19 protein-coding genes are annotated in these 19,658 nt (G+C 57.9%); 9 read left to right on the forward strand and 10 right to left on the reverse strand.

Going from position 1 to position 19,658, the window contains the following annotated elements; all coding sequences use genetic code 11:
• The 4 genes from DOU50_RS18175 to mdcA form a co-directional block, all read right to left on the reverse strand.
• A partial coding sequence (locus DOU50_RS18175; RefSeq protein WP_322742066.1) for a carboxyl transferase domain-containing protein occupies window positions 1-329 on the reverse strand: 329 nt, incomplete at its 3' end.
• A complete protein-coding gene (gene mdcC, locus DOU50_RS18180; RefSeq protein ID WP_024907938.1) occupies window positions 322-621 on the reverse strand; it encodes a malonate decarboxylase acyl carrier protein in 300 nt (99 codons plus the stop codon). The genes DOU50_RS18175 and mdcC, both read right to left, overlap by 8 nt.
• A gap of 9 nt (window positions 622-630) precedes the next feature.
• Window positions 631-1,488: a triphosphoribosyl-dephospho-CoA synthase gene (locus DOU50_RS18185; RefSeq protein ID WP_024907937.1), complete on the reverse strand. Its 858-nt coding sequence runs from the start codon at window positions 1,486-1,488 to the stop codon at window positions 631-633.
• Window positions 1,488-3,143 (reverse strand): malonate decarboxylase subunit alpha, encoded by a 1,656-nt coding sequence (gene mdcA, locus DOU50_RS18190; protein ID WP_024907936.1) that lies wholly within the window; start codon window positions 3,141-3,143, stop codon window positions 1,488-1,490. Before mdcA ends, DOU50_RS18185 begins: the two co-directional genes overlap by 1 nt.
• Window positions 3,144-3,371: 228 nt before the next feature.
• Here mdcA and DOU50_RS18195 point away from each other — a divergent pair, with 228 nt between their 5' ends.
• Genes DOU50_RS18195 through DOU50_RS18205 form a run of 3 tightly spaced genes read left to right on the forward strand, consistent with a single transcriptional unit; the run spans window position 3,372 to window position 5,509 of the window.
• Window positions 3,372-4,394 (forward strand): hydrolase, encoded by a 1,023-nt coding sequence (locus DOU50_RS18195; protein WP_024907935.1) that lies wholly within the window; start codon window positions 3,372-3,374, stop codon window positions 4,392-4,394.
• Window positions 4,391-4,609 carry a YheU family protein gene (locus tag DOU50_RS18200; RefSeq protein ID WP_008503016.1) on the forward strand — a complete coding sequence of 73 codons (219 nt, stop codon included), beginning with the start codon at window positions 4,391-4,393 and terminating at the stop codon, window positions 4,607-4,609. The genes DOU50_RS18195 and DOU50_RS18200 overlap by 4 nt, the downstream gene beginning before the upstream one ends.
• Before the next feature lie 30 nt (window positions 4,610-4,639).
• Window positions 4,640-5,509, forward strand: coding sequence for a phosphoribulokinase (locus DOU50_RS18205; protein ID WP_008503017.1), 870 nt, complete (start codon window positions 4,640-4,642; stop codon window positions 5,507-5,509).
• A gap of 66 nt (window positions 5,510-5,575) precedes the next feature.
• On the opposite strand, the gene DOU50_RS18210 is transcribed toward DOU50_RS18205, so the two are convergent.
• Entirely contained in the window at window positions 5,576-5,980 is a 405-nt protein-coding gene (locus DOU50_RS18210; protein ID WP_008503018.1) for an OsmC family protein, read from the reverse strand.
• Between the two features lie 311 nt (window positions 5,981-6,291).
• Between DOU50_RS18210 and crp the strand changes: the two genes are divergently transcribed.
• Both crp and DOU50_RS18220 read left to right on the forward strand, forming a co-directional pair.
• On the forward strand, window positions 6,292-6,924 hold the full coding sequence (gene crp / locus DOU50_RS18215) for a cAMP-activated global transcriptional regulator CRP (protein WP_000242758.1): 633 nt from the start codon (window positions 6,292-6,294) through the stop codon (window positions 6,922-6,924).
• Between the two features lie 57 nt (window positions 6,925-6,981).
• Complete coding sequence (locus DOU50_RS18220; RefSeq protein WP_032648358.1) at window positions 6,982-9,069, forward strand: YccS/YhfK family putative transporter; 2,088 nt, start codon at window positions 6,982-6,984, stop codon at window positions 9,067-9,069.
• On the opposite strand, the gene argD is transcribed toward DOU50_RS18220, so the two are convergent.
• From argD to ppiA, 4 genes are all read right to left on the reverse strand, one after another.
• The gene (gene argD / locus DOU50_RS18225; RefSeq protein WP_194266159.1) at window positions 9,066-10,286 is read right to left on the reverse strand and encodes a bifunctional acetylornithine/succinyldiaminopimelate transaminase; all 1,221 of its coding nucleotides are present in this window, start codon (window positions 10,284-10,286) and stop codon (window positions 9,066-9,068) included. The two genes, DOU50_RS18220 and argD, sit on opposite strands and share 4 nt — an antisense overlap.
• Before the next feature lie 86 nt (window positions 10,287-10,372).
• Window positions 10,373-10,936: an aminodeoxychorismate synthase component 2 gene (gene pabA / locus DOU50_RS18230; RefSeq protein ID WP_148769865.1), complete on the reverse strand. Its 564-nt coding sequence runs from the start codon at window positions 10,934-10,936 to the stop codon at window positions 10,373-10,375.
• A 30-nt stretch (window positions 10,937-10,966) separates the two neighbouring features.
• Complete coding sequence (locus tag DOU50_RS18235) at window positions 10,967-11,551, reverse strand: putative adenosine monophosphate-protein transferase Fic (protein ID WP_148769866.1); 585 nt, start codon at window positions 11,549-11,551, stop codon at window positions 10,967-10,969.
• Window positions 11,552-11,656: 105 nt separating this feature from the next.
• Window positions 11,657-12,229, reverse strand: a complete 573-nt coding sequence (gene ppiA, locus DOU50_RS18240) for a peptidylprolyl isomerase A (RefSeq protein ID WP_023309471.1) — start codon at window positions 12,227-12,229, stop codon at window positions 11,657-11,659.
• Window positions 12,230-12,507: 278 nt separating this feature from the next.
• On the opposite strand from ppiA, the gene tsgA reads away from it, so the two are divergent.
• Window positions 12,508-13,692, forward strand: a complete 1,185-nt coding sequence (gene tsgA, locus DOU50_RS18245) for an MFS transporter TsgA (protein ID WP_061716375.1) — start codon at window positions 12,508-12,510, stop codon at window positions 13,690-13,692.
• Between the two features lie 18 nt (window positions 13,693-13,710).
• On the opposite strand, the gene DOU50_RS18250 is transcribed toward tsgA, so the two are convergent.
• Window positions 13,711-15,012, reverse strand: coding sequence for a cytosine deaminase (locus tag DOU50_RS18250; protein WP_148769867.1), 1,302 nt, complete (start codon window positions 15,010-15,012; stop codon window positions 13,711-13,713).
• A gap of 239 nt (window positions 15,013-15,251) precedes the next feature.
• On the opposite strand from DOU50_RS18250, the gene nirB reads away from it, so the two are divergent.
• The 3 genes from nirB (at window position 15,252) to cysG (ending at window position 19,602) form a co-directional block, all read left to right on the forward strand.
• On the forward strand, window positions 15,252-17,795 hold the full coding sequence (gene nirB / locus DOU50_RS18255) for a nitrite reductase large subunit NirB (RefSeq protein ID WP_047646837.1): 2,544 nt from the start codon (window positions 15,252-15,254) through the stop codon (window positions 17,793-17,795).
• Window positions 17,792-18,118 (forward strand): nitrite reductase small subunit NirD, encoded by a 327-nt coding sequence (nirD, locus tag DOU50_RS18260; protein WP_032648347.1) that lies wholly within the window; start codon window positions 17,792-17,794, stop codon window positions 18,116-18,118. Before nirB ends, nirD begins: the two co-directional genes overlap by 4 nt.
• A gap of 110 nt (window positions 18,119-18,228) precedes the next feature.
• Entirely contained in the window at window positions 18,229-19,602 is a 1,374-nt protein-coding gene (gene cysG, locus DOU50_RS18265) for a siroheme synthase CysG (protein ID WP_148769868.1), read from the forward strand.
• The last annotated feature ends 56 nt before the right edge of the window (window positions 19,603-19,658 follow it).

A 19,658-nucleotide genomic window follows, 5' to 3' on the forward strand; every position in this document is an offset into this window, starting at 1 on the left:
AGGCACAGCACCGCCTGAGTCGGAATGCCGTTGCGGTTATCTTCCGCCGCCAGCTCCAGCGCCGCCGCCATTTTTGCACCGGACACTTCGCCCATGCTGCCGCCCTGGAACGCGCCTTCAATCGCCACGACGACGGCAGGCTTGCCGTTGATGGTGCCTTTTGCGACGACCATGCCGTCATCGGCCTGAGGAACAATCCCCTGCGGCCCAAGCCACGGAGAGATAATGCCTTCAAACGGATCCAGCAGTTCGCGGTAGCTGCCGTCATCCAGCAGGGCCTGCGCGCGCTGGCGCGCTTTTAGTTCGATAAAGCTGCTGTCATCACGCATGGCTCACCCCCTCAAAAACCTGTTCGATGCGAATGCGCGCCACGCCCGGCGTCGCGCCGAAGTCATGAATGGTCAGTTTGCCTGCCGGCAGGCTGCTGACCGTCTGCAGACGGTTGAACAGTGCCTCCCAGCGGCCACGGCTATTGTCTACTGAAGTGGTGATATCAATGGTTAAGGTCTGGCCCGGTTCGGCGGCGAACAACACCTCCATATCCCCGGAGCCGACAACCCCTGCCAGCGCCCTGCCGCTTACTTCGCGACTGGCGGGCACGGTCAATGTAATTTTTTCCATAACATCCTCTTAATGCTTTGAATAAGGCGTTTCGACGCGGTCGAGAAACAGCGTGGCGGCAAGCAGGTCGGCAGCGCCGCCCGGTGAGGCGTTAAGCGCCAGCATCTGACGGTCCAGGCTCGCCAGCGCCTGCTGGCCCGCCGCCGTTGCACAGCCTCCGGCGTTCAGTACCGCACGGGCACCGCTCTGCATGGCGTCCAGCCCCTCCATTCCGGCGCGCGACAGCACGCAGGTGTCGGTGAGCGACGTCATGATCGCCATCAGCGCGTCGAGCCTGGCATGCGTTTCGCTGCTGCCGTTGAGACGGCTGAGGCGAAGCTGCGGCAATGCGCGCTGCATAACGTGCGGGAACGCCTGCTGCGCCTCTTCGCGTGCGCCCGGCACGCGGTAGCGGTGCGTGGCGCGCAGGCCTTTGCTGAACACTTTGGGCGCCGCCTCGTCCGGTAGCTTTGCCAGCTGCGCGGCGGTGCGGGCGACATCTTGCGCCCTGGCATCACCGCCGAGCATCGCCACCGCGCTGACCAGCAACCCCAGCGCCCAAATCGCGCCGCGATGGGTGTTTACGCCCCCGGTTGCGGACATCATTTGCTGCTCGCCTTCGCGACCGAGTCGCCCGACGGTTTGCCGAAGCGCAATATCTGCCGGACGCTGCCAGCTTTGCTGCGCCAGCGCCTGAAACGTGGAGGTCAGGCTGTGCGCGGAGCGCTCCATCAGCGCAAGGGATAAATCGTGGTGCGCGCCGTTCCCCCGACTGTCCACCAAACCGGGTTTCGGGCTTAAACGTGCTTCGTCAATCAGACACTGCGTGGCGGTTCGCGCCAGCCATTCGGCACCGCCTTCAACCTGAATCTGGGGGAGAAGTTTCATTACCAGCTCCGGAATTTCGCAGGTGGGTTATACAAACCGCCGGACCACTCAACGAGGTCAGACACGCTGCCCGCAGCCAGCAGAGAGCGGGTGGCGTCAGTGCGGCGAATCCCCATATCTTCCGGATACACAACCTTGCCGCTCTGGCGCAGTTCCGCCACGCGTTTGGCGTCCACGCCCAGGCCGATGTCGGTGATCCCCGCGACGGCGGCAACCATGGCCCGACGCTCTTCCAGATCTTTCGCCCGGTAGAGGTAGGCAATCCCCTCTTCCGTCAGCACGTGCGTCACGTCATCGCCGTAAATCATGACTGGCGCCAGCGGCATACCGGAGGCTTTCGCCACGTCAACGGCATCGAGTTTTTCCACGAAGGTCGGCTTCACGCCTGCCTGGAAGGTTTCCACCATCTGCACGACCAGCTTTTTACCGCGCTGCATCGGGTCAGGCTCGGTGATCATGTTCAGCCAGGCCGGCGTGGCGTGGCGGCGACCGTGCGGGTCATGGCCCATGTTTGGCGCACCGCCGAAGCCGGAAAGACGACCGCGGGTCACGGTTGAGGAGTTGGCGTAGCCGTCAACCTGCAGCGTAGAGCCGATAAACATATCCACCGCGTACTGACCTGCCAGCTGGCAGAAGGCACGGTTGGAACGCATAGAGCCGTCGGCACCGGTAAAGAAGACGTCCGGACGAGCACGGATGTACTCTTCCATCCCCAGTTCGCCGCCGAAGCAGTGCACGCTCTCCACCCAACCGCTTTCGATGGCGGGGATCAGCGTCGGATGGGGGTTCAGCGTCCAGTGTTTACAGATTTTGCCCTTCAGGCCGAGCTGTTCGCCGTAGGTGGGCAGCAGCAGCTCGATCGCTGCGGTGTTAAAGCCGATCCCGTGGTTCAGGGACTGCACCTGGTGCTCCGCGTAGATGCCTTTGATGGCCATCATCGCCATCAGGATATGTTCCTGTTTAATGAGGCGTGGGTCGCGGGTGAACAGCGGTTCGATAAAGAACGGCTTATCGGCAACCACCACGAAGTCAATCCACGAGCCCGGGATATCCACGCGCGGCAGCTCGCATTCGTCGTCCACCAGCTCGTTCACCTGCGCGATGACGATGCCGTCGTGGAACGCAGCGGCTTCCACCAGCGCCGGGGTATCTTCGGTGCTCGCCCCGGTGTAGAGGTTGCCTTTGCGGTCGGCTTTAAAGCCGGCAATCAGCGCCACGTTGGGCGACAGGTCGACGTAGAGACGTGAGTAAAGTTCGATGTAGGTGTGAATTGCGCCGATTTCGAGCTGACCGTCTTCCAGCAGCTGGGAGATTCGCAGGCTCTGCGTCCCGGAGAAGGAGAAATCCAGCTTGCGGGCGATGCCTTTCTCGAAGATATCCAGATGCTCGCTGCGGCCGACGCTCGGCATGATCATATGCAGGTCGTGGACAATTTGCGGATTCACTTCGGCCAGCGCGCGGGAAAGGAAATCCGCCTGCTTCTGGTTGTTACCTTCCAGAACGACCTTGTCGCCAGGCGCGATTAATTTTTCCAGCATGGCGACAAGATCGCCGGTTGGCAGTACCTTGCCCTGCACCGGTACGGACGCCAGGCGACGCGCTTTTTCGCTGCGTCGCGTGTTCCATTGCCGGGTGGGTGTTTGCCCAGATAACATTATTAACCTCCTGATTCAGCTAATCATTTTGATTTGCTTAACGTTGAGTAAAGTGTGCGCTCTGGTGAGAAAGGCATCAATTAAGCGTAGAGTGGAATCATTAGCCTGAGAGTAATAATCAAGGTAAAGATTTGTGATCGGGATCAGTTCATGTTTCGGAAAACCAGGCTAAACGGGGTACAATTCGGAAAGTACCGTAAATTTCTGACAAGAATCAGCATCGCCCTTATGACCCAAATCATTCCATCAGACTTCGACATTGCGGCCGAAGACAGCACTGAGTTCGTGCCTATGCGCGGCGTGGCCAATCGCCATTTGCAGACCATGCTGCCGCGACTGATCCGCCGCAAGGTTCAGTTCACCCCACACTGGCAGCGGCTTGACCTGCCAGACGGTGATTTTCTGGATCTCGCCTGGAGCGAAGCGCCGGAGCAGGCCCGCCATAAGCCGCGTCTGGTGGTCTTTCACGGTCTGGAAGGCAGCCTGCACAGCCCGTATGCACATGGGTTAATTGAGGCGGCAAAAGCGCGCGGCTGGCTCGGCGTGGTGATGCATTTTCGCGGCTGCAGCGGCGAACCGAATCGTCAGAAACGCATTTATCACTCGGGTGAAACCGAAGACGGAACGTGGTTTTTACACTGGCTACGGGACAACTTTGGCACCGTGCCGACCGCCGCGGTGGGCTACTCGCTGGGCGGCAATATGCTGGCCTGCCTGCTAGCCAAAGAGGGTGAAACCGTCCCGCTGGATGCCGCCGTCATTGTCTCCGCACCGTTTATGCTGGAGCAGTGCAGCTACCACATGGATAAAGGCTTTTCCCGCGTCTATCAGCGCTACCTGCTCAACCTGCTGAAGGCCAACGCGGCGCGTAAGCTGAAAGCCTATCCGGATACCCTGCCGGTCAGCCTGCGTCAGCTGAAAAAGGTGCGCCGTATTCGCGAGTTCGACGACCTGATCACCGCGAAAATCCACGGCTTCGCCGATGCGATTGACTATTATCGTCAGTGCAGCGCCATGCCGCTGCTCAGCAAGATCACGCAGCCGACGCTGATCATTCATGCCAAAGATGACCCGTTTATGGATCATCACTCGATCCCCGCTCAGGAATTCCTGCCCGACAACGTTCACTATCAGTTGACCGAGCACGGCGGCCACGTCGGGTTTATCGGCGGTACGCTGCGCCGCCCGAAAATGTGGCTTGAGACGCGTATTCCTGACTGGCTAACCCCTTATCTGGACGGTGCAAAATGATTATTCCCTGGCAGGATCTGGCTCCCGAAACGCTCGATAATCTGATTGAAAGCTTTGTATTACGCGAAGGCACCGATTATGGTGAACAGGAACGCTCGCTTGAGCAAAAGGTCAACGATGTTAAGCGCCAGCTGAAAAGCGGCGACGTGGTGCTGGTGTGGTCAGAACTGCATGAGACGGTCAATATCATGCCCCGCAACGCGTTTCACGGCTGATCTTCCACCCTTTTCAGTCAGGGAGTTGCTATGTCTGCCAGACATCCGGTTATTGCCGTTACGGGGTCGAGTGGTGCGGGAACCACCACCACCAGCCTCGCCTTTCGCAAGATTTTCGCCCAGCTGAATCTTCGTGCGGCGGAGGTCGAAGGCGACAGCTTTCACCGCTACACGCGTCCGGAGATGGATATGGCCATCCGTAAAGCGCGCGATCTGGGTAAACACATCAGCTATTTCGGCCCGGAAGCCAATGACTTCGGCCTGCTGGAACAAACCTTTATAGAGTACGGTCAGAGCGGCAAAGGGCAGTCCCGCAAGTATCTGCATACCTATGATGAAGCCGTTCCCTGGAATCAGGTGCCGGGGACGTTCACCCCGTGGCAACCGCTGCCGGAACCCACCGACGTACTGTTTTACGAAGGATTGCACGGTGGCGTGGTCACCCCTCAACACGACGTGGCGCGCCACGTGGATCTGCTGGTCGGCGTGGTCCCTATCGTTAACCTGGAGTGGATCCAGAAGCTGACGCGCGACATGAGCGAGCGCGGCCATTCGCGAGAGGCGGTGATGGACTCGGTGGTGCGCTCCATGGAAGATTACATCAACTTCCTGACGCCGCAGTTCTCCCGCACCCATATCAACTTCCAGCGCGTGCCGACGGTGGATACCTCCAACCCGTTCGCGGCCAAAAGTATCCCATCCCTGGATGAGAGCTTTGTGGTGATCCATTTCCGCAATCTCGAAGGCATTGATTACCCCTGGCTACTGGCCATGCTGCAGGGCTCGTTTATTTCGCACATGAATACGTTAGTCGTGCCGGGCGGAAAAATGGGGCTGGCGATGGAGCTCATCATGACGCCGCTGGTGGAGCGACTGATGGAAGGGAAGCAGATTGCGTGAACATGTTCCCTCTCCCTGTGGGAGAGGGTTAGGGTGAGGGCATCAACACGCACGATGCCCCAATAATTAAGCCTCGATCACTTCATACGAATGCGTGATTTTTACCGCTTTCTCCAGCATTAACGCCACAGAGCAGTACTTCTCCGCAGACAGGTCCACCGCACGCGAGACCGCTGCGTCTTTCAACTCTTTACCGGTGACCACAAAGTGCAGATTAATATGGGTGAACAGGCGTGGCGCCTCTTCGCGACGTTCTGACGTGAGTTTAACCTCACAATCCGTCACGTCATGACGACCTTTTTGCAGAATCGACACCACGTCAATGGCGCTGCATCCCCCTGCCGCCATCAGCACCATTTCCATTGGGCTTGGCGCTTTATCGCCGGAGTTACCGTCCATCAAAATCTGGTGTCCTGACGCGGACTCGCCCAGGAACGTTAAACCTTCAACCCATTTCACGCGCGCTTGCATATTCTTAAACTCCAACGTTGCATTTTTGGTGACAGATTACGCGTGCGTTACATTTCTCGCAATGGAAGGCGACCTGCATCATGCTGAAGCGAGACACCAGGAGACACGCGGCGAAAGCTATGCTAAAACACTCTGGATGCTACAGTAATACATTGACGTTACACATGTATGCAGAGGACATCAAACTTTACTGGCTGCGAAACGTTACGGTAGCCGACTTCCCAGGGTATGGGTAAGAATTCGATTGCAACCCCAGAGTCCGGATGCATCTGATGACTCTGGTGACAGCTTATAACAGAGGATAACAGCGCATGGTGCTTGGCAAACCGCAAACAGACCCGACTCTCGAATGGTTCTTGTCTCATTGCCACATTCATAAGTACCCATCAAAGAGCACGCTGATTCACCAGGGTGAAAAAGCGGAAACGTTGTATTACATCGTTAAAGGCTCGGTGGCAGTGCTGATCAAAGATGAAGAAGGGAAAGAGATGATCCTTTCTTATCTGAACCAGGGCGATTTCATCGGTGAACTGGGCCTGTTTGAAGAGGGCCAGGAACGTAGCGCCTGGGTTCGTGCAAAGACAGCATGTGAAGTGGCTGAAATTTCTTACAAGAAGTTCCGTCAGCTGATTCAGGTTAACCCTGACATCCTGATGCGTCTTTCTTCCCAGATGGCGCGCCGTCTGCAGGTCACCTCAGAGAAAGTGGGCAACCTCGCCTTCCTGGACGTGACTGGCCGTATCGCACAGACCCTGCTGAACCTGGCGAAACAGCCAGACGCCATGACCCACCCGGACGGCATGCAAATTAAAATTACCCGTCAGGAAATTGGTCAGATCGTCGGTTGCTCCCGTGAAACAGTGGGCCGTATCCTGAAAATGCTGGAAGATCAAAACCTGATCTCCGCCCACGGTAAAACCATCGTGGTTTACGGAACGCGTTAATTCCGCTTAAACGGCGTGCCACCGCAAGGTGTCACGCCGTTTTTGTCTCTACTCCCCATGTGGCGCAGGCTGATCTATCACCCGGAAGTTAACTACGCACTGCGACAAACGCTGGTGTTGTGTCTTCCCGTGGCCATAGGCCTGATCCTCGGACATCTTCAGCAAGGTCTGCTGTTTTCCCTCGTGCCTGCCTGCTGCAACATCGCCGGTCTGGACACGCCGCATAAGCGCTTTTTCAAACGCCTGATTATCGGCGGCTGCCTGTTTGCGGGCTGTAGCCTCGCCGTACAGCTTTTACTGGCTCGGGATATCCCGCTGCCGCTGATCCTGACCGTGCTGGCGATGACCCTCGGCGTCACGGCGGAAATCAGTTCGCTGCACGCCCGCTTGCTTCCCGCGTCGCTGATTGCGGCCATTTTCACGCTGAGCCTCGCCGGGAATATGCCGGTGTGGGAGCCGCTGCTGATCTACGCCCTGGGGACATTATGGTACGGCCTATTTAACTGGTTCTGGTTCTGGCTGTGGCGGGAGCAGCCGCTGCGTGAATCCCTGAGCCTGCTCTACGTGCAGCTTGCGGATTACTGCGAAGCCAAATACACCCTGCTGACCCAGCATACCGATCCGGAAAAATCCTTACCGCCCCTGCTGACGCGCCAGCAAAAGGTGGTGGATCTGATAAGCCAGTGCTATCAGCAGCTGCATATGCTCGCCGCCAACAAGAACCACGAGTACAAACGGCTGCTGCGCACCTTCCAGGTCGGGCTGGATCTGCAGGAGCATATCTCCGTGAGCCTGCACCACCCGCAGGAGGTGCAAAAGCTGGTCGAGCGCAGCCACGCCGAAGCGGTGATCCGCTGGAACGCGCAGACGGTGTCCGCACGCCTGCGCGTGCTGGCCGATGATATTCTCTATCACCGCTACCCGACGCGCTTTAACATGGATAAGCAACTGGGCGCGCTGGAGAAAATCGCTCGTCAGCATCCGGATAACCCCGTCGGCCAGTTTGCCGCCTGGCACTTCAGCCGTATCGCCCGCGTGTTGCGCACGCAGCGCCCGCTTTATCCCCGCGACCTGATGGCGGATAAGCAGAAACGGCTGCCGCTATTGCCCGCGCTCAAAAGCTATCTTTCTCTTAAATCGTCCGCCCTGCGCAACGCCGCACGAATTAGCGTGATGCTCAGTACCGCCAGCCTGATGGGCATGGCGCTGCATCTGCCGAAACCCTACTGGATCTTAATGACCGTGCTGTTTGTCACCCAGAACGGCTATGGCGCCACGCGGGTGCGTATTCTGCATCGGGCTGGCGGAACGATGGCCGGGCTGATCATCGCGGGCGTGACGCTGCACTTCCACGTGCCGGAAGGCTATACTCTGGCAGGCATGCTGGCGATCACGCTGGTGAGCTACCTGATTATCCGCAAAAACTACGGCTGGGCGATGGTGGGCTTTACGGTGACGGCGGTATATACCCTGCAGCTGCTCACGCTCAATGGCGAACAGTTTATTGTTGCCAGGCTGATTGATACCCTGATCGGCTGTCTGATTGCCTTTGGCGGCATGGTCTGGCTGTGGCCGCAGTGGCAAAGTGGACTGCTGCGCCAGAACGCCCACGACGCGCTGGAAGCCGACCAGCAGGCCATTCGCCTGATCCTGAGCGACGACCCGCAGCCCTCTCCGCTGGCTTATCAGCGCATGAAGGTCAACCAGGCGCACAACGCCCTGTTCAACTCGCTCAACCAGGCGATGCAGGAGCCGGGCTTTAACTCGCACTATCTGGCAGACATGAAGCTCTGGGTGACGCACAGCCAGTTTATCGTCGAGCACATTAACGCCATGACCACGCTGGCGCGCGAGCACACGATGCTCACGCCGGATCTGGCGCAGCGCTATTTGCAGTCGTGTGAAATTGCGTTGCAGCGGTGTCAGCAGCGTCTGGAATATGACTCGCCGGGTGAGTCGGGAGATTCGAACATTCTGGAAGCGCCGGAAACGTTAACCCACGGGCCAATGAGCACCCTGGAGCAGCATTTGCAGCGCGTACTGGGGCATCTGAACACCATGCACACCATTTCGTCGGTGGCATGGCGTCAGCGTCCGCATCACGGGATTTGGCTAACCCGCAGGTTGAAGCGGACGGCGTATTAACCTTTTACGATCTTCGCGACCGCGGCGGCAAAGCGGATTAATCCTTCTTCGATGTCTTTGTCTTCAACCACCAGCGACGGTGCAAAGCGCATCACGTCCGGCCCGGCGTTCAGCACCATCACCCCTTCGCGAGCGGCGGCGTGCAGGAAGTCGCGCGCGCGGCCATTATACTGCGGCTTCAGCTCAGCGCCAATCAGCAGCCCCATCCCACGTATCTCGCTGAACACGTCGAACTGCTCGTCAATCTTTTGCAGGTGTTTTACGAACAGCTCGCGCTTCGCGTTGACGCCGTTCAACACCTCTGGCGTGTTGATGATGTCGAACGCGGCACCCGCCACGGCGCTCGCCAGCGGGTTACCGCCGTAGGTTGAGCCATGAGAACCGACGTGGAACGCGGAGGCGATCTCCTGCGTCGTCAGGACCGCACTCACCGGGAAACCGCCGCCGAGCGCTTTCGCGCTGGTCAGAATATCCGGCGTCACGCCGTAGTGCATATACGCGAACAGGTCCCCGGTACGTCCCATTCCGCACTGCACTTCATCAAAGACCAGCAGCGCCTGATGTTCGTCGCACAGTTCGCGCAGCCCTTTCAGGAATTCCGGGGTTGCCGCCGTCACGCCGCCTTCACCCTGGATCGGCTCAACGACTACCGCGCAGGTATGGTCGTCCATCACCGCTTTCACCGCGTGCAGATCGTTAAACGGCACGTGGACGATGTCGGCCGGTTTCGGGCCAAACCCGTCGGAATACTTCGGCTGGCCGCCAACGGAGACGGTAAAGAAGGAGCGTCCGTGGAAGGCATTGTGGAAGGCGATGATTTTGGTTTTGTACGGGCTGTGGCGCGTTGTCGCGTAGTAGCGCGCCAGCTTAAAGGCGGTTTCGTTGGCCTCGGTGCCGGAGTTCATAAACAGCACGCGCTCGGCGAAGGTGGCATCGATGATCTTACGTCCCAGGCGCAGCGCCGGTTCGTTGGTGAACACGTTGCTGGTGTGCCACAGGGTTTCGCCCTGGGTTTTTAGCGCCTCCACCAGCGCGGGATGGCAATGACCCAGCGCCGTGACCGCAATACCGCCCGCGAAATCCACATACTCTTTACCCTGCTGATCCCAGACGCGGCTGCCCTTTCCCTTCACCGGGATAAACTCAGCCGGTGCATAAATCGGCAGGATCACTTCATCAAATGTCGCGCGGGTAATTGCTGGTTGTTCAGTTGCCATGTCATGCCCATCCATTTTATGTCACATTGACTGTGAAAATATAATCACAAAATATGCATAAAAAATCACAGCAAGGCAACAGTTATTCAGCGATGGAGGAAATTTGCCAGCAGCGCATGGCCCTGCTCGCTGAGGATGCTTTCCGGGTGAAACTGCACGCCTTCGAGGTCCCATTCACGGTGACGAATCCCCATGATCTCCTGCGTATCGCTCCAGGCCGTCACCTCAAAGCAGCCGGGCAGCGTCGACGGGTCAATGACCAGGGAATGGTAGCGCGTCACGGTTAACGGATTATTGAGCCCCGTGAACACTCCGGTGCCCGTGTGGGTGACCGGCGAGGTTTTACCGTGCATCACTTTGGCGGCGCGCACGATGGTGGCACCAAACGCCTGGGCAATCGCCTGATGGCCCAGACAGACGCCCAGGATCGGCAGCCTGCCGGCATAGTGCTGGATCACATCCAGAGAAATACCCGACTCCGAGGGCGTACACGGCCCCGGAGAAATCACGATTTTCTGTGGAGCCAGCGTCTCGATATCGGCGAGATCGATCTCGTCGTTGCGACGAACAACCACCTCGGCACCCAGTTCGCAAAAATACTGGTAAAGGTTCCAGGTGAAGGAATCGTAGTTATCAATCAGCAGAATCATGGCGGCTCCCGAAAAAAATGCCGCCCTATTCTACTCAGATTCCCGCGCTTCGCTCACTACTTTGGCAAAGATAGCGTTCAGCGCGGATAAATCACCCGTTGCGCCGCTGCGGTTAGCCGCCACCCACTGCTCGGGATCGATATCGCGCCAGTCCAGCGCGTAGCCTGCATGGAACGCCAATTGCTCGAAGAACACGCGTTGGGCAATACCGTTGCCGCGCATGAAGGGATGCAGCATGTTGATTTCGCAGTAATAGTGGCTAACCCGGTCAACAAACGCCGCTTTCTCAAGACCCACAAGATATTTTTCGCTTTCCAGCGCCGCCATCAGCTCGTTACCCATCTTTTCGATGTATTCGAAATGGCAGAACGGAATATCACCTTTAAAAATATCCTCGGTACGGAGTTCGCCTGCCCGCTTCATCTCGCTGCGGTACAAATGACGATGAATAAGGCACAGATGGGGCAACCCAGGCGCGGAAGGCCCAAGCTCCAGCGTCTCAATGTGGGGTTCCGAGGGACCATTACCTTTTTCAAGGAGACAACTGGCCTGTAAATTGACGTTACGCTGCTGTTCCCAGAGACGGGATTTTTGCTTGTCGGTGAGTTTTTTCACTTAACGCCTCCCTGAATAGTCCGTTTGCCACAAGTATAAGCAGCAAAACGCGCTTTCGCAGGGAGGGCGACATCACGCGGGCAGGAGAGCCCGCGTTCAGAAGAATTACGGCAGAACTTTTGCGGAGAGGATAACCACCGGTTTTGACGGCACATTCTGATACGGACCGACGTCGTGAGTAGGCACCTGAGAAATCTTGTCAGCCACGTCCATCCCTTTCACGATTTTACCGAACACCGCATAGCCGAAGTCACGCTGACCGTGGTCGAGGAAGGCGTTATCCGCCACGTTGAGGAAGAACTGGCTGGTCGCGCTATCTTTGTCTGCGGTACGCGCCATGGAGATGGTGCCGCGCTTGTTCAGCAGGCCGTTGTCCGCTTCGTTTTTAATAGGCGGGTTCGGCTGCTTCTGCTGCATCTGCTCGTTGAAGCCGCCGCCCTGCACCATAAAGCCAGGGATCACGCGGTGGAAGGTGGTGTTGTTATAGAAACCACTGTTCACGTAGTCGAGGAAGTTTTTCACAGAAACCGGAGCTTTCTGGCTATTCAGTTCCAGCTCAATGTTCCCGGCGGAGGTGGTCAGCAGAACGTGAGGGTCCCCTTTGGCTGCCAGCGCAGCAGGGGAAACGGCAGAAAGAGCAAACACAGCTGCGACAGCCGCCAGTGTTGATTTGAGCATGAGAATTCCTTAACAAAGCGCAGTATAAAAAGCGAATGGCTTGATTCTAAAGAGCAGTATGAACGGAGACCAGCCTTTTACCTAATTTTACGAAATTGAAACAGTTGTAACCGCGCAAACGGTTGGCTTTAGCGCCTTTTTGTGTGATCAAGATCACATAAAAACCTGCAATGAACTTCTTATTTCTCTTAAAAGATATGAATGGATCACTTTAATGTCTAAAATCTGCCCGCTCTCAGCGCCCCCTGGGCGCTTTTCTTTTTCTGAACAGGCCAGACATGACTAACAGCAATCGCATCAAGCTCACATGGATCAGCTTCTTCTCCTACGCCCTGACCGGCGCGTTGGTGATCGTCACCGGGATGGTGATGGGAAATATCGCAGACTACTTCCAGCTGCCCGTTTCCAGCATGAGTAATACCTTCACCTTCCTCAACGCAGGGATCCTGATCTCTATCTTCCTGAATGCCTGGCTGATGGAAATCGTCCCGCTGAAAACCCAGCTGCGTTTTGGCTTTGTGCTGATGGTCGCCGCCGTGGCTGGCCTGATGCTAAGCCACAGCATCGCGCTGTTCTCCGCCGCCATGTTCGTGCTTGGTCTGGTCAGCGGGATCACCATGTCGATCGGTACGTTCCTGATTACCCATATGTATGAAGGCCGCCAGCGCGGCGCGCGCCTGCTGTTTACCGACTCCTTCTTCAGCATGGCCGGAATGATTTTCCCGATGGTCGCGGCCGTTCTGCTGGCGCGCAGCATCGAGTGGTACTGGGTCTATGCCTGCATTGGTCTGGTCTACGTGGCGATCTTTATTCTGACCTTCGGCTGCGAGTTCCCGGTGCTGGGCAAGAAAGCGCAAACCACCGCAGAGCCCGTTGCGAAAGAAAAGTGGGGAATCGGCGTGCTGTTCCTCTCCATCGCCGCACTGTGCTACATCCTGGGCCAGCTGGGCTTTATCTCCTGGGTACCGGAATACGCCAAAGGTCTGGGCATGAGCCTGAACGATGCGGGTCAACTGGTGAGCGATTTCTGGATGTCTTACATGTTCGGCATGTGGGCGTTTAGCTTCATCCTGCGCTTCTTCGACCTGCAGCGCATTCTGACCGTGCTGGCAGGCCTGGCGACCGTGCTGATGTACCTGTTCATCAACGGCTCCCCGGAACATATGCCGTGGTTCATTCTGACCCTGGGCTTCTTCTCCAGCGCGATCTACACCTCGATCATCACCCTGGGCTCCCTGCAGACCAAAGTGGCCTCGCCGAAGCTGGTTAACTTCGTTCTGACCTGTGGCACCATCGGCACCATGCTGACCTTCGTGGTGACGGGCCCGATCGTTGCCCACAGCGGCCCGCTGGCCGCGCTGCATACCGCGAACGGTCTGTACGCCGTGGTGTTCATCATGTGCTTCATCCTGGGCTTTGTTACCCGCCACCGCCAGCACAACGCGGCAGCGGCATCGCACTAAACCCTGCGCCCCTTTGCATTAGGCAGAGGGGCTGTTTCTGGCGAAACTTACCTCTTCTCCTCCGGTATCCATCTGGATCCAGGTCTGCGCCAGCTGGGTCGTAGCGATCACGCGCCCCTGACGAATCGACCAGCGCACCGGCACCTGACAGCGCACCGCTTCAAACCCGCTCTCCGCAGGCAGAATAATCAGGTTTGCCGGGTTTCCCGTTTCAATGCCGTAATCGCTCAGGCCAAAGGTCCGGGCGCTGTTGTGGGTGATGAGATTCAGGCCGCTGTCGATTTGCGGGTAGCCCATCATCTGACAGACGTGCAGCCCCATATGCAGCACCTGCAGCATGTTGCCGGTGCCGAGCGGGTACCACGGGTCGAAGACGTCGTCGTGACCGAAGCAGACGTTAATGCCCGCCTCCTGCAGCTCTTTCACCCGGGTGATGCCGCGACGCTTCGGATAGTCATCAAAGCGCCCCTGCAGGTGGATGTTGACCAGCGGGTTCGCGACGAAGTTAATCCCCGACATTTTCAGCAGGCGGAAGAGCCGCGAGGTGTAAGCGCCGTTATAGGAGTGCATGGCGGTGGTGTGGCTGGCCGTCACGCGCGGCCCAATACCGGCCTCATACGCCAGCGCGGCCACCGTCTCGACAAACCGCGACTGTTCGTCGTCAATTTCGTCGCAGTGAATATCCAGCGGACGGTCATACTTCTTCGCCAGCTCGAAAGCGATGTGCAGCGACTGGACGCCATATTCCCGGGTAAATTCGAAGTGTGGGATCGCCCCAACCACGTCGGCGCCCAGCTTTAACGCCTCTTCCAGCAGCGCCGCGCCGTTCGGATAAGAGAGAATACCTTCCTGCGGGAACGCGACGATTTGCAGCGTTACCCACGGCGCCACCTCCTGCTTCACCTCCAGCATCGCCTTCAGGGCGGTCAGCGTCGGGTCGGAGACATCCACATGGGTGCGAACAAACTGAATGCCGTTGGCAATTTGCCACTTCAGCGTTTTCCAGGCGCGCGCTTTAACGTCCTCATGACTGAGCAACGCCTTGCGCTCGGCCCAGCGCTCGATGCCTTCGAACAGCGTGCCGGACTGGTTCCAGTTCGGCTCACCCGCCGTCTGGGTGGTATCAAGATGGATGTGCGGCTCGATGAACGGCGGAATAGCCAGCCCACCGCGCGCATTCAGTACTTCATAACTTTCGGCATGGGTGTCGTCCATCGGGGTGATGTCACCAAATCGCCCGTTCTCAATGGCGAGCTGCCACAGCCCTTCCCGACCCGGTAAACGAACATTCTGAACAAGCCATAACGGTGCTGTAGACATACCTTTCCCCTAAAAAACGCCGCTGATATTCAGGCGTATCGTTTTTTGCAAAATCGCCCCTGAGTTGTACACAAATTCAACGAACACGAAAAGCCTTCGATTTCCAATACTTATAAAAATCCTGACAAATCAGTTATATACCACCTAAGGAGTAGGCGAAGACGTATTTGATTTGCATCAATAAGCGCCCCTGCTGAATCGTTAAGGTAGGCAATAATAGAAAAGAAATCGAGGCAATAATGAGCAAAGTCAGACTCGCTATCATCGGTAACGGCATGGTCGGCCACCGCTTTATCGAGGATCTTCTCGATAAAGCCGATGCTGAGCAGTTCGATATTACCGTGTTCTGTGAAGAACCCCGCAAGGCGTACGACCGTGTGCACCTCTCTTCCTACTTCTCCCATCATACCGCCGAAGAGCTCTCTCTGGTGCGGGAAGGTTTCTACGAGAAGCATGGCGTAAAGGTGCTGGTGGGCGAACGCGCTATCACCATCAACCGTCAGGAAAAAGTGATCCACTCCAGCGCCGGGCGTACGGTTTTTTACGACAAGCTGATCATGGCGACGGGCTCCTATCCGTGGATCCCGCCGATTAAAGGCTCGGAAACGCAGGATTGCTTCGTCTACCGTACCATTGAAGACCTCAACGCCATTGAGTCCTGCGCACGCCGCAGCAAGCGCGGTGCGGTGGTCGGCGGCGGTCTGCTGGGCCTGGAAGCGGCTGGCGCGCTGAAAAACCTCGGCGTTGAAACCCACGTCATCGAATTTGCCCCGATGCTGATGGCCGAACAGCTGGACCACATGGGCGGTGACCAGCTGCGTCGTAAAATCGAGAGCATGGGCGTGAAGGTTCACACCAGCAAGAACACCAAAGAGATTGTCCAGGAAGGCACCGAAGCACGCAAAACCATGCGCTTTGCCGACGGCAGCGAGCTGGAAGTGGACTTCATCGTCTTCTCCACCGGTATTCGTCCGCGCGACAAGCTGGCGACCCAGTGCGGGCTGGCCGTAGCGCAGCGCGGCGGGATCATGATTAACGACGCCTGCCAGACCTCCGATCCGGATATCTACGCTATCGGCGAATGCGCCAGCTGGAACAACCGCGTATACGGTCTGGTGGCGCCGGGCTACAAAATGGCGCAGGTCGCCGTGGACCATATCCTCGGCAGCGAAAACGCGTTTACTGGCGCAGACATGAGCGCCAAGCTGAAGCTGCTGGGCGTGGACGTAGGCGGTATTGGCGATGCGCACGGCCGCACCCCGAATTCCCGCAGCTATGTCTATCTCGACGAAAGCAAAGAGGTCTACAAACGACTCATCGTCAGCCAGGACAACAAAACCCTGCTCGGCGCGGTGCTGGTGGGCGACACCAGCGACTTCGGTAATCTGCTCCAGCTGGTGCTCAACGCCATCGAACTGCCGGAAAACCCGGACGCGCTGATCCTCCCGGCGCACGCCTCCAGCGGCAAGCCGTCCATCGGCGTAGATAAACTGCCGGACAGCGCGCAGATTTGCTCCTGTTTCGACGTCACCAAAGGCATGCTGATCTCTGCCATCAACAAAGGCTGCCACACCGTTGCGGCGCTGAAAGCGGAAACCAAAGCCGGTACCGGCTGCGGCGGCTGTATTCCGCTGGTCACGCAGGTGCTGAACGCCGAGCTGGCGAAACAGGGCATCGAAGTGAACAACAACCTGTGCGAGCATTTCACGTATTCTCGCCAGGAGCTGTACCACCTGATCCGTGTGGAAGGCATCAAGTCCTTCGATGAACTGCTGGCGAAGCACGGCCAGGGCTACGGCTGTGAAGTATGTAAGCCGACCGTCGGCTCCCTGCTGGCCTCCTGCTGGAACGAATACGTGCTCAAGCCGGAGCACACGCCGCTGCAGGACACCAACGACAACTTCCTGGCCAACATCCAGAAAGACGGCACCTACTCCGTGATTCCACGCTCGGCCGGTGGTGAAATTACGCCGGAAGGGCTGGTCGCGGTGGGCCGTATCGCACGTGAATTTAACCTTTACACCAAAATTACCGGCTCCCAGCGTATCGGCCTGTTCGGCGCGCAGAAGGACGATCTGCCGGAAATCTGGCGTCAGCTGATTGAAGCGGGCTTCGAAACCGGCCACGCGTACGCCAAAGCGCTGCGCATGGCGAAAACCTGCGTGGGCAGCACCTGGTGTCGCTACGGCGTCGGCGACAGCGTGGGCTTCGGCGTGGAGCTGGAAAACCGCTACAAAGGCATCCGTACCCCGCACAAAATGAAGTTTGGTGTCTCCGGCTGCACCCGCGAATGTGCGGAAGCGCAGGGTAAAGACGTGGGTATTATTGCCACCGAGAAAGGCTGGAACCTGTATGTGTGCGGCAACGGCGGGATGAAACCGCGCCATGCGGACCTGCTGGCGGCGGATCTCGATCGCGACACGCTGATTCAGTATCTCGACCGCTTCATGATGTTCTACATCCGTACCGCCGATAAGCTGACCCGTACCGCCTCCTGGCTCGATAACCTCGAGGGCGGCATCGACTACCTGAAATCGGTCATCATCGACGACAAGCTGGGCCTGAACGAACATCTGGAAGCGGAGATGGCGCGCCTGCGCGAGGCGGTGATCTGCGAGTGGACGGAAACCGTCAACACCCCGGCGGCACAGACGCGCTTCAAACACTTTATCAACAGCACCCAGCGCGACCCGAACGTACAGGTTGTGCCGGAGCGCGAACAGCATCGTCCGGCGACGCCGTATGAACGTATTCCGGTCACGCTGGTGGAGGAAAACGCATGAGCCAGTGGGTAAACATCTGCAATATTAACGACATTCTCCCCGCCACCGGCGTCTGTGCGCTGCTGGGCAACGAGCAGGTCGCGATTTTCCGCCCTCGTCACGATGAACAGGTCTTTGCTATCAGCAATATCGACCCGTTCTTCGAGGCCAGCGTGCTCTCCCGCGGACTGATTGCCGAGCACCAGGGTGAACTGTGGGTCGCCAGCCCGTTGAAAAAGCAGCGTTTCCGCTTAAGCGACGGGTATTGCATGGAAGATGAGAGCCGCTCTGTGAAGCACTACGACGTCCGCGTGAAGGACGGTAAGGTGCAGCTGAAAGGCTAATCCCCCGCCCTTTTAGGGATAACGGCAGGAAAGTCGTATGTTCTGTGCGATCCCTGCTGTTATCCTGACGTCAATTCTTACCCCCTCCATGAATGCTGCGAGGTAACGTCGTGGATCACCTGCCGATTTTTTGTCAATTACGCAACCGCGACTGCCTGCTCGTGGGCGGCGGCGACGTGGCTGAACGCAAAGCGCGCCTGCTGTTAGAGGCTGGCGCCCGACTGACCGTTAACGCCCTTTCCTTTGCCCCCCAGTTTGAGGTCTGGGCGCAGGAAGGGATGCTTACGCTGGAACAGGGTGCGTTTAATGAATCCCTGCTGGATACCTGCTGGCTGACCATTGCCGCGACGGATGACGATGAAGTGAACCAGCGCGTGAGCGATGCCTGCGAAGCGCGCCGTATCTTCTGCAACGTGGTGGATGCGCCGAAAGAGGCCAGCTTTATCATGCCGTCGATTATCGACCGCTCGCCGCTGATGATTGCGGTATCGTCCGGGGGACGTTCACCGGTTCTCGCGCGTCTGCTGCGGGAAAAACTGGAAGCCCTGTTGCCCCAGCATCTTGGTCAGATTGCGCATTATGCCGGGCAACTCCGCTCCCGCGTGAAGCAAACCTTCTCGACAGTGGGCGAGCGCCGCCGCTTCTGGGAAAAATTCTTTGTGAACGACAGGCTGGCGCAGTCGCTGGCGAATCAGGACACCAAAGCCGTTGAAGAGACGACCGAACAGCTGCTGAGTGAACCGCTGGACCATCGCGGTGAAGTGGTGCTGGTAGGCGCAGGCCCTGGAGATGCGGGTTTGCTGACGCTGAAAGGGCTACAGCAGATCCAGCAGGCGGATATCGTGGTGTACGACCGTCTGGTTTCTGATGACATCATGAATCTGGTCCGTCGCGACGCCGACCGCGTCTTCGTGGGCAAACGGGCGGGCTACCACTGCGTGCCGCAGGAGGAGATTAACCAGATCCTGCTGCGCGAGGCGCAGAAAGGTAAACGCGTAGTGCGCCTTAAGGGCGGCGATCCGTTTATCTTTGGTCGCGGCGGCGAGGAGCTGGAAACCCTGTGCGACGCGGGCATTCCGTTCTCCGTCGTGCCGGGCATTACGGCAGCATCCGGCTGCTCAGCGTACTCTGGCATTCCGCTGACCCACCGGGATTACGCCCAGAGCGTGCGTCTGGTGACGGGCCACCTGAAGACCGGCAGCGAGCTGGACTGGCATAATCTGGCCGCCGAAAAGCAGACGCTGGTGTTCTACATGGGGCTCAATCAGGCCGCCACGATTCAGGCGAAGCTGCTGGAGCACGGTATGAATGCGGATATGCCCGTCGCGCTGGTGGAAAACGGTACGTCCATCAAGCAGCGCGTGGTAAATGGTGTACTGACGCAGCTCGGTGAGCTGGCGCAGCAGGTTGAAAGCCCGGCGCTGATTGTGGTGGGTCGTGTGGCTGAACTGCGCGACAGGCTGAACTGGTTCTCGAATCACTAACGCATATTCTTCCTTTCCGGAGTAGTCCTTAAGCGGACTACTCCCCTCTTACCGCT

The sequence above is a fragment of the Enterobacter sp. C6 genome, assembly GCF_008122455.1.
GTDB classification, from domain to species: Bacteria; Pseudomonadota; Gammaproteobacteria; order Enterobacterales; family Enterobacteriaceae; genus Enterobacter; species Enterobacter pseudoroggenkampii.